Annotated in this window: 11 protein-coding genes; 7 read left to right on the forward strand and 4 right to left on the reverse strand. The window is 64.7% G+C overall.

Going from position 1 to position 13,723, the window contains the following annotated elements:
- Positions 1–16: 16 nt before the first annotated feature.
- The 4 genes from J2W40_RS06040 to J2W40_RS06055 all read right to left on the reverse strand — a co-directional run bounded on the left by J2W40_RS06040 (position 17) and on the right by J2W40_RS06055 (position 2,676).
- Entirely contained in the window at positions 17–760 is a 744-nt protein-coding gene (locus J2W40_RS06040) for a peptidylprolyl isomerase (protein ID WP_310222684.1), read from the reverse strand.
- A 223-nt stretch (positions 761–983) separates the two neighbouring features.
- Entirely contained in the window at positions 984–1,496 is a 513-nt protein-coding gene (coaD, locus tag J2W40_RS06045) for a pantetheine-phosphate adenylyltransferase (protein ID WP_310222686.1), read from the reverse strand.
- Between the two features lie 5 nt (positions 1,497–1,501).
- A complete protein-coding gene (locus J2W40_RS06050; protein WP_310222688.1) occupies positions 1,502–2,410 on the reverse strand; it encodes a polyprenyl synthetase family protein in 909 nt (302 codons plus the stop codon).
- Between the two features lie 5 nt (positions 2,411–2,415).
- Positions 2,416–2,676: an exodeoxyribonuclease VII small subunit gene (locus tag J2W40_RS06055; RefSeq protein WP_037476479.1), complete on the reverse strand. Its 261-nt coding sequence runs from the start codon at positions 2,674–2,676 to the stop codon at positions 2,416–2,418.
- Positions 2,677–2,857: 181 nt separating this feature from the next.
- On the opposite strand from J2W40_RS06055, the gene J2W40_RS06060 reads away from it, so the two are divergent.
- From J2W40_RS06060 to J2W40_RS06090, 7 genes are all read left to right on the forward strand, one after another.
- Positions 2,858–3,241, forward strand: coding sequence for a hypothetical protein (locus J2W40_RS06060; protein ID WP_310222690.1), 384 nt, complete (start codon positions 2,858–2,860; stop codon positions 3,239–3,241).
- Positions 3,242–4,125: 884 nt separating this feature from the next.
- Positions 4,126–6,303, forward strand: a complete 2,178-nt coding sequence (gene purL, locus J2W40_RS06065; RefSeq protein WP_310222692.1) for a phosphoribosylformylglycinamidine synthase subunit PurL — start codon at positions 4,126–4,128, stop codon at positions 6,301–6,303.
- 115 nt (positions 6,304–6,418) lie between these two features.
- Positions 6,419–7,027 carry a TetR/AcrR family transcriptional regulator gene (locus tag J2W40_RS06070; protein WP_409050347.1) on the forward strand — a complete coding sequence of 203 codons (609 nt, stop codon included), beginning with the start codon at positions 6,419–6,421 and terminating at the stop codon, positions 7,025–7,027.
- A 364-nt stretch (positions 7,028–7,391) separates the two neighbouring features.
- Positions 7,392–7,787, forward strand: coding sequence for a hypothetical protein (locus J2W40_RS06075; RefSeq protein WP_310222696.1), 396 nt, complete (start codon positions 7,392–7,394; stop codon positions 7,785–7,787).
- Positions 7,784–9,055, forward strand: coding sequence for an efflux RND transporter periplasmic adaptor subunit (locus J2W40_RS06080; protein WP_310222698.1), 1,272 nt, complete (start codon positions 7,784–7,786; stop codon positions 9,053–9,055). Before J2W40_RS06075 ends, J2W40_RS06080 begins: the two co-directional genes overlap by 4 nt.
- Positions 9,056–9,079: 24 nt before the next feature.
- On the forward strand, positions 9,080–12,268 hold the full coding sequence (locus J2W40_RS06085; RefSeq protein ID WP_310222699.1) for an efflux RND transporter permease subunit: 3,189 nt from the start codon (positions 9,080–9,082) through the stop codon (positions 12,266–12,268).
- Between the two features lie 11 nt (positions 12,269–12,279).
- A complete protein-coding gene (locus J2W40_RS06090) occupies positions 12,280–13,695 on the forward strand; it encodes an efflux transporter outer membrane subunit (protein ID WP_310222702.1) in 1,416 nt (471 codons plus the stop codon).
- Positions 13,696–13,723 lie beyond the last annotated feature (28 nt).

Here is a 13,723-nt window from a genome sequence, read left to right on the forward strand (position 1 = left end):
AACGGAGAGTGGTCGATTATTGTCCGGGCGCTGGCGAAGGCAGGATCGACGGCGCGGCGGGTGCGGCCATGCCGGGCATCGGCATCCTTACCGGCGGCTTGCCATCGCTTTCGATCGAGGCCTGCCAGATCACGCTGGGATTGGCAGGCGGCTCGCCCTGGGCAATGGCATCGACATATTGCATGCCCTCGATCACACGGCCGAACACGGTATATTTCTTGTCGAGCTGCATCCGGGGCAGCAGGACGATGAAGAACTGGCTGTTGGCGCTATCCTCGCTCTGCGCGCGCGCCATCGACAGGGTGCCGCGCAAATGCGGCATCGGATTGAATTCGGCCTTGAGGTCGGGGAGCTGCGATCCGCCGGTGCCGTCGCCCTTGGGGTCGCCACCCTGCGCCATGAAGCCGGGGATAACGCGGTGGAATTTCAGGCCATTGTAGAAGCCCTGGCGCGTCAGTTCCTTGATCCGCTCGACATGCGCGGGCGCGATGTCAGGACGCAACTGGATGCGGACACGGCCGCCGGTCGACAGGTCCAGATCCCAGATATTCTGCGGATCGGCCGGAACGGTCGCGGGCGGCAGCTTGGGGGTCAGGTCGGTTTCCAGCGACTTGGCATTGTTCTGCGCGCGCACGGCGGCCTCGGCCCGCTTCGCTTCGTCACCCCCGCCACCACCGGGCGCACCCTGGGCATAGGCAAAGCCGGACGTTGCGAGGGCGACACCGATCGCCATGGTCTTGAGCGCGCAGGTGAAACGCATGAAGCAGACTTCCTTGATCTTATGGGCGTAGGGCCAAGCCGCCCTGATAGCGCGCTGATCGCGATTGGCAACTGAACGCAGGCTGAGCGAGGGAGAGTCGGTTGGAAAATCCGCGAAAGAGCGGATTTTGTCCGCACCGGCCCGCACCCCCACCCGGCCTCCCATTCAGGATATACTGTGGGAGGTCGGGTGGGGGTGCGGGCCGGTGCGGCTCTTCAACACACTACGCCCCGCCCTTGCGGCCCATCTTTTCGACCCGCGCCACGACTTCATCGCGCACGGCGGGACTGACGAATTTGTGGATCGGCCCGCCATAGAGCGCGATCTCCTTGACCAGGCGCGACGCGATCGGTTGCAGGCAGACGTCCGCCATCAGGAAAACGGTCTCGACGCGCGCATTGATCTGCTGGTTCATGCCCGCCATTTGATATTCATATTCGAAGTCGGCGACGGCGCGCAGCCCGCGCACGATGACGCTCGCCCCTTGCGATTCGGCAAAGTCCATCAGCAGCGAATTGAAGCCGATGACGACAATGTCAGCGTCGATGCCCGCACATTCGCGCCGCACCATGTCCAACCGCTCTTCGTCGGAGAACATGGGCGACTTGGCGATATTGGTCGTGACCCCGATCACCAGCTTGTCGACCAGCTTCGCGCCGCGCCGGATGATGTCCATATGCCCCAGGGTAATGGGATCGAAGGTGCCGGGATAGACGCCGATACGCTGCTTGCTCATGGGGCTTAGCGGTCCCTTTCGATGATATAGTCGGCGATGGCGCGCAACAGGTCGGCCTCCGCGCCATAGCCGTGCAGATGCGCCTTGGCCTGATCGACCAGCATATGCGCCTGCGCCCGCGCGCGATCGACGCCGAGCAGCGACACGAAGGTTTCCTTGCCCGCCGCCGCATCCTTGCCCAGCGCTTTACCCGCCAAGTCCGCGTCGCCCTCGACATCCAGCAGATCGTCGGCGATCTGAAAGGCGAGGCCGATGTCGCGGGCATAGCCATGCAGGCTGGTGCGGGCCTCCACCGGGATGCGCGCCATGATCGCGGCCGCCTCGACGCAGAAGGCGATCAAGGCCCCGGTCTTGAGATTTTGCAGGCGCGTGACGGTGGCGAGGTCGAAGCGCGATTTTTCCGCCTCCAGGTCCATCATCTGCCCGCCCGCCATGCCCGCCGGGCCGCTCGCCAGCGCGAGCGCCCTGACCAGGTCGATCCGCACGAACGGATCGGCATGGGTCTGCTCATCGGCCAGTATTTCGAACGCGACATCGTGCAGGCAATCGCCCGCCAATATCGCGCTGGCTTCGTCGAAGGCCTTGTGGACGGTCGGCTTGCCCCGGCGCATATCGTCATCGTCCATCGCGGGCAGATCGTCATGGATCAGCGAATAGACATGGATGCACTCGACCGCCAGGCCGACCCGCAGCGCCGATTCGCGCGCGATGTTGAACAGGTCGCAGGTCGCTTCGACCAGCAGGGGGCGCAGCCGTTTGCCGCCGCCGATCGCCGCATGGCGCATCGCTTCATAGAGGCGCGCGCGCGCATCGTCGGGCACGGGCAAGAGCAGGTCGAACGCATGATCGATCCGCGCGGCGACATCGCGCGATCGGCTGGTCAGCAACGCCGCCGACGAAACATCCCCCCCCATGCCGCTTAGTCCGCGCCGAACGGCTGCGCGCCGGTCACCGCGCCATTGGCGTCGACCGTCAGCTTGGCGATCCGCGCCTCGGCGGCCTGCAGCCGGTCGGCACAGCGTTTGCGCAACGCTTCCCCCTGGGCATAGAGCGAGATCGACTCGTCGAGCGGCACATCGCCGCTTTCGAGCCTGCGCACGATCGATTCGAGGGCGCGTAACGCATCCTCGAACGAAAGCTGGGTGGGGTCCGGGGCTTGCGTGCTGCTGTCGGTGGCCATAGCCATGCATTGACCGCCACCGCCCGCCCGGTCAAGCCCGCAGCGGACAATCGGGCATATGCCTTATGGTTCGGACAGCCCACTGACTGCACTGCGGCATGACGTCATATCAAGCGCATGGGGGGAATAGCGCAGTTTTGCGTTGACGCATCATGCTGCACACGCACATAAAAGGATCGCTATGAAATCTTATATCACCCTGATCGCCGCCGCGAGCCTTGGCTTGCTGTCCGCCTGCAACCAGAATGATGAGCCCGAAGTCGTTGGCGGTCCGCGTGACCCCATGGCCGCGGAACTCGCCAACGCCGCGCCCGTCGAGCTGCCGCCGTCGGTCAAGGCCAACAAGCAGTTTCGCTGCAAGGATAACAGCCTGTTCTTCGTCGACTATATGAGCGACGACAAGACCGCATTGCTGCGCACCGAAAAGGGCGGCGCAGCCACCACCCTGAAGGCAGCCGAAGCCGGTCAGCCCTTCACCGCCGAGGGCGGATACACCATCGACGGTTCGGGCGACAATGTCACCATCACCGTCCCTGGCAAGAGCGCGCAGGCCTGCCACGTTTAAGGCGTCCTGATCCTTCCATCCATTCCCAGGCCGGACCGCCCCTAACGGTCCGGCCTTTTTCTTGTCCGCGCATTGGCGGGATGCGCACGGTAGCGGACGTTGCGATGGCGTATTGCTGTTCTGCGAATGTTGGGGCAGGTTCTGGCAATGCTCAGGGGGATATTGCTTGCCATCGCGGCGGGAACGCTCGCCGGAACCGCTTTCCCGGTAATCATATTGGCAATCGCAATTCTCGGATTGTCCACATCGAGTAGCGACCTTCAATCTGCAATATGGATCGCGATGCTTACGATTGCTTTGCCTTTCGCCCCAATTGCGGACATGATGGTCTCAGATTATGTTGTTGCCGGAGGCAGGTGACGTGACGATTCACGACGGGATTCAGTGGCTGTGCGCGATCGGAACGGTTACGCTTGTCCTTATCGGTCGTGATCGACTTCGCATAAATTCGCCTAAAGTGAGAGTAGCGGTCGGTGTCGCTGGTATACTCCTCGCACTATTGATCTTTTTCAGCGTTATGCAGCTACTGCCGCGTCCATGGGAGAGCGGCTTTTCGGCGTTCACGGACAACATGACGCTGGTTGCCTGTTCTGCGTTCGCCGGGCTACTGGTTCTGTCTCTGATCGAAATCGTAGGGAGCACGTTGCAGGCTATCAAGCGCCGCCGATACTATCGACGGAACGTCGGCTAACCACCCTTTCTCGCCATCCAGAGAAAGCCGACACGCCCCTCATGTCTCAGCGCCTCTGCGCGCAATGGCGGCAGGCAAGCGCGGGAGAGGCGCGACAGCCTCTTATCCCGTTTCCCCCGCCCGATCGACGCATGTCCACCAAAGCATGCACGCCGCCATTGCTCTCCGCCCACGCCCCCGCTAAAGGCGCGGCATGTCCAGCACCGCCACCCAGATCACCCCGGAAATCGTCGCCGAACATGGCCTCAGCCCGGAAGAATATGACCGCGTATTGAAGGCGATCGGCCGCGAGCCGAACCTTACGGAACTCGGCATATTCTCGGTCATGTGGTCGGAGCATTGCTCGTATAAATCCTCCAAGATCCACCTGATGAAGCTGCCGACCACCGGCCCGCAGGTGATTTGCGGCCCCGGCGAAAATGCCGGTGTGGTGGACATTGGCGATGGGCAGGCGGCGATCTTCAAGATGGAGAGCCACAACCACCCGTCTTATATCGAACCCTATCAGGGCGCGGCGACGGGCGTTGGCGGCATATTGCGCGACGTGTTCACCATGGGCGCGCGGCCGATCGCCAACATGAATGCGCTGCGTTTCGGGCGGCCTGATCATCCCAAGATGCGCCACCTCATCAGCGGCGTGGTGCGCGGCATCGGCGGCTATGGCAATTGCGTCGGCGTGCCGACAGTCGGCGGCGAGGTGAATTTCCACCCCGCCTATGACGGCAATATCCTGGTCAACGCCATGACCGTGGGCATCGCCGACACCGACAAGATTTTCTACAGCGCCGCGTCAGGCGTGGGCAACTCCATCGTCTATGTCGGCTCCAAGACCGGCCGCGACGGCATCCATGGCGCGACCATGGCCAGCGCCGATTTCGGCGACGATGCCGACGCCAAGCGCCCGACCGTGCAGGTTGGCGACCCCTTCACCGAAAAGCTGCTGATCGAGGCGTGCCTGGAACTGATGGCGTCGGACGCGATCGTCGCGATTCAGGATATGGGCGCGGCTGGCCTGACCTCCTCCAGCGTCGAAATGGCGTCCAAGGGCGGCGTCGGCCTGCTGCTCAACATGGATGCCGTGCCGCAGCGCGAAACCGGCATGACCGCCTATGAAATGATGCTCTCCGAATCGCAGGAGCGCATGTTGATGGTGTTGAAGCCCGGCCGCGAAGCCTTTGCCGAGGCCATTTTCCACAAATGGGAACTGGATTTCGCGATCATCGGCGAAGTCACCGACAGCGGCCGCATGGTGCTGGTCCATCATGGCGAAACCGTGTGCGACATTCCGCTCGCCCCGCTGGCCGACGACGCGCCGCTCTATGACCGTCCGTCGATGCCGATGGACGAGTATAAGGCCTGGTCGGGCGTCAAGCCGCTGGGCGACATAACCGAAAGCACCGACATCGGCGCAAACCTCATCAAACTGATGGGCAGCCCCGACATCGCCAGCCGCCGCTGGATCTGGGAACAATATGACCATATGGTCGGTGCCGACACCGTCCAGCGCCCCGGCGGCGACGCGGCCGTCGTGCGCGTCCATGGCAGCAACAAGGGCATCGCGATCAGCACCGATTGCACCCCGCGCTATTGTTATGCCGACCCCTATGAAGGCGGCAAGCAGGCAATCGCCGAATGTTACCGCAACCTGAGCGCGGTCGGCGCGACGCCGCTGGCAGTCACCAACTGCCTCAACTTCGCCAACCCGCAGCGCCCCGAAATCATGGCCCAGCTTACAGGCTGCCTCGACGGCATGGGCGACGCCTGCCGCGCCTTGGATTTCCCGATCGTGAGCGGCAATGTGTCGCTCTACAATGAGAGCAAGGCGACGGGTGGCGGCAGCGCCATTTTGCCGACGCCTGCGATCGGCGGGATCGGGTTGCTGGCGGATGTGGATGTCATGGCAACGGTGGCGTTCAAGAATGAAGGCGACGCCATCTGGCTGATCGGCGGCGAAGGCACCCATCTCGGCCAGTCGATCTGGCTGCGCGAAATCGCCGGTCGGGAAGCAGGCGAAGCGCCGAAAGTCGACCTGGCTGCCGAGCGCGCCCATGCCGACACCATCCGCGGCCTCGTCGCATCGGGCACCGCCAATGCTGTCCATGATGTGTCCGACGGCGGCCTGATCGTCACCATCGCCGAAATGGCCTTGGCGGGTAAGATCGGGGCAACGCTCGACATCGCGCTCACGACTGCATCCGCTTTTGGTGAAGATCAGGGCCGTTACGTCCTGACAACGGCGCATGACGTGGACGTGCCCGACGCTGTCCGCATCGGCACCGTTGGCGGACCCTCGGTAGCGGGCGTAGCCCTCGCCGACCTCCGCACCGCGCATGAAAGCTTCTTCCCCAAGCTGATGGACAGCGAACTCTAACCGAATCGAATATCGAGGCTGGCCTTCCGACATAAGGAGAAAGAGCAAGCCTGCATCTAGCTGCGCCCCACCTGCTATGGACCTTTGCGGGTCGCCCTACTATATACCGATCGGTATGGAACAGGTTGCAACCACGTCTCGCGGTCGCCCGCGTGAATTTGATCCGGCGCAGGCCCTGGCCGCTGCGCTGCAGGTCTTTTGGCGGCGGGGCTATGAAGGGGCGTCGATCTCGGAACTGACCGAGGCGATGGGGATCACCCGTCCCAGCCTCTATGCCTGTTTCGGCAACAAGGAAGCCCTGTTCCGGCAAGCGCTCGACCTCTATGAGACCGAGAAGCTGTGCTATGTGAAAACCGCGCTGGAAGCCCCTACGGCGCGCGGCGTGGCCGAGCGATTGTTGCGCGGGTCGCTTGCCATGCAATGTAGTGATACCGAGCCGCAAGGCTGCCTGGGTGTCATCAGCACCGTGGCTGGCGTGACCGAGGCGGACTGCATCCGCGACGAAGTGTTGAAGCGCCGCGCCTCGTCGAACGCCGCCTTGCTCGCCCGTTTCGTACAAGCCAAGGAAGAGGGCGACCTGCCCGACGGCATCGAGCCGGAAGCCATGTCCTGTTATCTCTCGACCTTGATGCAGGGCATGGCAGTCCAGGCATCGGGTGGCGCATCGCGCGAAACGCTGGAAAGACTGGTGCAGACCACCCTTGCCATGTGGCCGGGGCGGTAGGGGATAGGTCGCCGAACGGGCATCCTATTCACCTGCGATAAATAATTACCGATCGGTATGTTATTCCGATTGACGCGGCGCAGCATCTCATTATATACCGATAAGTATGGAATGAACCACTGAGCCGACAGGCTTCAGGGAGGTAATTATGCGCTGCCCCATCATCAGAGGCGGTCCCTGACCGACTGCTTGCGGTAGCCCAACAGGGCGTCGCACCCTCCACCGATATTCTCGTTCGATAGCGCCGCGCACCTGCGCGTGGGTTACGGCCGTCGCTCATCTGCCGGACGCTCGATTGGCGTCCGGTCGGCGCGTTCGGCTGCGCTCTTTTCATCACTGGTGCCGTCCAGGGAGGACGTAACACATGGCTTTTATAGATTTCGCCCAGCCCATGGCTGGCGCGCCCCTATCCGTATGCCTGCCGATGGCGGACATGGCTGAAGCTGCCACGCTTGATCCGCTGGAATGGCAGGTGGCGGCGCTGGCCCTATCCGATCGGCTGTCCACCCTACGCAGGCCCGGCAGCTGGGACAAATGGAGCGCGCTCATCTTTGGCCCACGCCCAAGCCCCGTGCTGGCCAGCGAACGGCTGGAGGCGCTGCGCCGCCTGTCGGTCGAGGCCTGGCATCGCGGCTATGCCGTTACCCCTTCCGCCCTTGCCGACGCGCAAGAGGCCGGTTTCACCGCCGACCAGCTCGAATTGCTGCTCGCCTCCATCAGCGCGGGCCGTAGCGCCCGTGGACGAAAGGTTCGCCCATGAACATGCTCGCCCCCATCCATGCCGACACCGCCAGCGAAGTGTCGCCCTCCAAGCAGCGGCGTCTGTCTCGGCGCGGCGGTGCGATGGCCGCGATCGCGCTGGTCCTTGTTGCCGGTGCCGCCTGGAAATGGCTGGACCAACCCGATGCCCAGGCCGCGGCCACGCCGATCGCCACCGTCGGCATTTCCGCGCCCCTCGCGCGCGAAGTGACGCAGTGGGATGAATATGTCGGACGCTTCGCCCCCAGCCAGACGGTCGAAATACGGCCGCGCGTGTCGGGTGCCGTCACCGCGCTGCACTTTCGCGACGGGGATATCGTGCGCAAGGGACAGTTGCTCTTCACGATCGACCAACGGCCGTTCCGCGCCGCGCTGGCCGAAGCGCAGGCCGACGTGGCCGCCGCCCGCAGCACCTTGGCGCTCGCCCGTTCCGATTATGCCCGTGTCCAGCGGCTGACCGGCGACGAAGCCATTTCCGCGAGCGAAGTCGATGCCCTGCGCGCCCGGCTGCAATCCGCCAAGGCTGCGCTGGCCGCTGCCGAGGCGCGCGCGCGCCAGCGGTCGCTCGACATGGAGTTCACCCAGGTTCGTGCCCCGATCGCCGGTCGCGTGTCCGATCGGCGGATAGACATCGGCAATCTGGTGGCGGGCGGCGATGGAGCCAGCGCGACCTTGCTGACGACGATCAACAAGCTCGATCCGATTTATTTCAGCTTTGATGCGTCAGAGGCCTTGTTTCTGAAAGCGCAGCGAGACCGGGAAGATGGCGAGGGCGCGACCGCCGTCGAAGTGCGCTTACAGGATGAAACCGACTATAAGTGGAAGGGCCAACTCGACTTTACCGACAATGGTCTTGACCCTCGGTCCGGCACTATCCGGGTGCGCGCGACCTTTGCCAATCCGGGGATGTTCCTCGCACCCGGCTTGTTCGGCAATATGCGGCTTGCGAGCGGCGGCACCATGCGCGCCCTCTTGGTGCCCGACGCCGCGATCCAGTCCGATCAGGCACGCAAGACCGTGATGGTCGTGGGCAAGGACGACAGTGTCTCCGTCAAGCCGGTCGAACTCGGCCCCGTCGTGGACGGCCTGCGGATCATCCGGTCCGGCCTGACGCCGCAGGACCGCGTCATCGTCGGCAATGTCCAGGCGGCGATGCCCGGCACCAAGGTCGCGGTACGCGCCGCACCCATCAAGCCGCAGCCGACGCCGGTGACGCCCGTCGATCCGGCCGCCGCACCCGCCGCCGCCCAGGCGACCTTTGCGCGCTAAACCCATTTCCCAAGGATAACGCCCATGCGTTTCTCCCGCTTCTTCATCGACCGGCCGATCTTTGCGGCCGTGATCGCCGTGATCATCACGGTGGTCGGCGCGCTCGCCTTCATCGGGCTGCCCGTCGCGCAATATCCCGACATCGTGCCGCCGACCGTGACGGTCAGCGCGCAATATCCCGGCGCATCGGCCGAGACGGTGGCCCAGACCATCGCCGCGCCGATCGAACAGGAAATCAACGGCGTCGACGACATGCTTTATGTCAGCAGCCAGTCGACCGGCGATGGCAGAGTGACGATCACCGTCACCTTCAAGATCGGCACCGACTTGGATGCCGCGCAGGTGCTGGTGCAGAACCGCGTCGCGGTCGCCGTCCCGCGCCTGCCCGAAGAGGTACAGCGCTTAGGGGTCGTCACCCGCAAGACATCGCCCGATTTCCTGATGGTCGTTAATCTCCAGTCGCCCGACGGGTCGCTCGACCGCAATTACCTCTCCAACTATGCCCTGACGCAGGTGCGTGATCGCCTCGCGCGGCTCGACGGCGTGGGCGACGTGCAACTGTTCGGCGCGCGCGACTATGCGATGCGTGTGTGGATCGACCCCGGTCGCGCCGCCGCGCTCAACCTGACGGCGGGCGAGATCGTCGCCGCCCTGCGCGCGCAGAACGTGCAGGTGTCGGCAGGCGCTATCGGCCAGCCGCCCTATGACAGTGGCGAAGCCTTCCAACTCGGCGTCGAGATGCAGGGCCGCCTGAACGAACCCCAGCAATTTGCCAATATCGTCATCCGCACGGATGCCGATGGGCATCAGGTCCGCGTCGCCGACGTCGCGCGGGTCGAACTGGGCGCGCAGGATTATGGCATCAACACCTATCTGTCCGGCAAGCCCACGGTCGTCATCGCGGTCATGCAGCGCCCCGGCTCCAACGCGCTCGACGCGGCGGAGAAGGTGAAGGCGGAAATGGACAGCCTGTCCCAGCGCTTTCCCAAGGGGCTGGAATATAGCGTCATCTACAACCCGACCGAATTCATCAGCCAGTCGATCGACGCGGTCTATGACACGCTGTTCGAGGCGGTGATCCTGGTCGTCCTCGTCATCCTCATCTTCCTTCAGAATTGGCGCGCGGCGGTCATACCGATCATCGCTATTCCGGTTTCGCTGATCGGCACGGCGACGATGCTGGCGGCGGTTGGCTATTCGCTCAACAATCTCTCGCTCTTCGGCCTGGTGCTGGCGATCGGCATCGTCGTCGATGACGCCATCGTCGTGGTCGAAAATGTCGAACGCAATATCGAGGAAGGCATGTCCCCGCTGGAGGCTGCGCGCTTCTCGATGGACGAAGTAGCGGGCGCGCTGGTCGCGATCGTGCTGGTGCTGTGCGCGGTGTTCGTGCCGACACTGTTCATCACCGGCATTTCGGGCGCTTTCTACCAGCAATTCGCCGTCACCATCTCGACCGCGACGGTGATCTCGCTGCTGCTCTCGCTCACCCTCTCGCCCGCCGCCGCCGCCTTGCTGTTGAAGCCAAAACATGGGCATGACGCGCCGGCAGCGGACGCCCCGCGCTGGAAGCGCTGGCTGCAAAAGGCTGCCGATGCCTTCAATCGCGGCTTTGAACGGATGAGCGACCGCTATGCCAGCCTCACCCGTTTCCTGGTCGCCCGGCCCAAGAAGATGCTGCTGACCTATGCGGGCCTGATCGCGGCGACCATCGCGCTGTTCTGGGTCACCCCCGGCGGCTTCATCCCCGCGCAGGATCAGGGCTATTTCCTGGCCGTGGTCCAGCTTCCGCCCGGCGCATCGCTCGAACGCACCGACAAGGTGACGCGCGAGGTCGCGGAGAAAATCCTGCCGATCAAAGGCTTGCGCGGCGCGGTGATGTTCGCTGGCTTCCATGGTCCTTCGCAGACCGCCGCGCCCAATTCGGCGGCGATCTACTTCCCCTTCACCAGCTTTGCCGAACGCAAGGAAGTGGGGGCGACCTATGCCGGGATCATGGAGCAGGCCGGCAAGGCGATCGGCGACTATGACAAGGCGCGCATCATTCTCGTGCCGCCTCCCGTGATCCAGGGCATCGGCTCTGCCGGTGGCTATCGCACGATGATCGAGGATCGCGAGGGGCGCGGCTATGACGCGCTGAACAAGGTCGCGACCGACTATATCGGCAAGGCCAATACGACCCCCGGCCTCGCCCAAGTCTATACCCTGTTCGACGTCGCCACCCCGCGCATCTTCGCCGATGTGGACCGGCGCAAGGCCGACCTGCTGGGTGTGCCGCCCGAACGGGTGTTCGAAGCGATGCAGGTCTATCTGGGTTCTGCCTTCGTCAACGACTTCAATCTGCTGGGCCGCACCTATCGCGTCACGGCGCAAGCGGATCAGGCGTTTCGCGGATCGACGGCGGATATCGCCAACCTCAAGACCCGGTCCAATTCGGGCGCCATGGTGCCGCTCGGTTCCCTGTCGACCTTCCAGGACAAGACCGGCCCCTATCGCGTCGTTCGCTATAACCTGCTGCCTGCGGTGGAGGTCGATGGTGATACGGCACCGGGCTATTCGTCCGGCCAGTCGCTCAGCACGATCGAAAAGCTGGGTGAAACGACGCTTCCCGCTGGCTATGCGCAGGAATGGACCGGCATCGCCTATCAGCAGGCGACGGCGGGCAATACGGCGGGCCTGGTGTTCGGAATGGCGGTCTTCTTCGTCTTCCTGGTGCTGGCCGCGCAATATGAAAGCCTGACGCTACCGCTGGCGATCATCCTGATCGTCCCGATGTGCCTGTTGGCCGCGATGCTGGGCGTCAACCTGCGGGGGATGGACAATAATATCCTGACCCAAATCGGCCTGGTCGTGCTGATCGCGCTGGCGGCCAAGAACGCCATTCTGGTCGTCGAGTTCGCCAAGCAGGCCGAGGAACAGCAGGGCCTCTCGCCCGTCGAGGCGGCGGTGCAGGCTGCGCGCACCCGGCTGCGACCGATCCTGATGACCAGCTTCGCCTTCATCCTGGGCGCAGTGCCGCTGGTGATCGCGCAAGGGGCTGGTGCCGAACTGCGGCAGGCATTGGGCACGGCGGTCTTCTTCGGCATGGCCGGGGTCACAGCCTTCGGTCTGCTCTTCACCCCCACTTTCTATGTCGTCTGCCGCGCGCTTGGCGACCGCTTCACCCGTCGCGGGCGGAACGGCCAGGCCCCCGCGCTGCAACCGGCCGAATAGGAACTCACGCCATGACCAAATCCCTGTTCGCTGCCCTGTTGGCAGCCACTGCCCTCACGGCCTGCGCCGCTGGCCCCGACTATCGGCCGCCAGTCACGCCCCCCACCGCCGCCGCGCCCTTCATCGGCACGGCAACCCCCGCCGTGAGCACGGCGGAGGCGCAGGGGGACTGGTGGCGGCTCTATGAAGACCCGCTGCTCGACCGGCTGGTGGGCGATGCGCTAAGCGCCAACACCGACATCCGCGTTGCCGTGGCGCGGCTGGAGCGGGCACGCTCCACCCTGCGCGGCGCGCGATCGGATCGGTTGCCTTCGACCGGCCTGGATGGCACCGTCACCTATGGCCGCACGGCAGCGGCGCAGAGCTTCCCCGGCCTCGACCGGGAGAATCGCACCGTCGATGCGGGGTTCAGCGTCGGCTATGAGGTCGATCTGTTCGGCCGGGTGAAGCACTCGATCGAGGCGGCACGCGGCGATCTCGGCGCGGCCGAGGCGGATGCCGATGCCGTCCGTGTCGCCGTGGTCGCCGATACGGTGCGCGCCTATGTCGATGCCACCTCTTCGGCCGAGCGGCTGGCCGTGGCGCAGCGCACGGTCGACCTGCTCGATCGCTCGATCCGCATCACCGGCGCTCGCTTCGACGCAGGCCGATCGGATCGGCTCGACGTGATCCGCGTGACCGCCTTGCGCGACCAGCAAAAGGCGCTGGTGCCAAGCCTTGCCGCCGACCGGGATGCCGCCCTGTTCCGCCTCGCGACGCTGACGGGGCGCACGCCGCAAGACTTGCCCGCCGATATTCGGGCCAGCGTGGCCACGCCGACCCTGGCCCAGCCCATTCCCGTGGGCGACGGTCGCGCGCTCCTCGCCCGGCGGCCCGATGTCCGCGCCGCCGAACGCCGCCTCGCTGCCGACACGGCGCGGATCGGGGTGGCGACGGCGGACCTCTATCCGCGCATTTCGCTGGGCGGCGCGATCGGTACAACAGCCATCGGCGGCGGCGACATATTGGGCGGCGGCCCGCTGCGCTGGGTATTGGGGCCGCTCATCAACTGGGCCTTCCCCAATCAGGAAGCGATCCGCGCCCGCATCGGCGCGGCGCGCGCCGACAGCGCCGCGACGCTGGCGACCTTCGACGGCACGGTGCTGCGCGCGCTGGAGGAAACCGAAACCGCGCTGTCCATCTATGCCCATGCGATGGAACGCCGCGACACGTTGCAGGCCGCGCGCAACGCCGCCGATCGCGCCGCGCGCATCAGCCTCGCCCGCCAGCGAGAGGGGCAGATTGATTTCCTGACTGTGCTGGATGCGCAACGCACATTGGCAGCGGCAGAGGCCGACAGCGCCTCAGCCAACCGCGCAGTGGCCTTTGCGCAGGTCGATCTGTTCCGCGCATTGGGTGGCGGCTGGCAGCACGATGGCCGCAGCTAGTCATTTGCAGGGCGCAGGGGTAGGAACA

This window comes from Sphingobium xenophagum, from assembly GCF_031457465.1.
Classification (GTDB): domain Bacteria; phylum Pseudomonadota; class Alphaproteobacteria; order Sphingomonadales; family Sphingomonadaceae; genus Sphingobium; species Sphingobium xenophagum_A.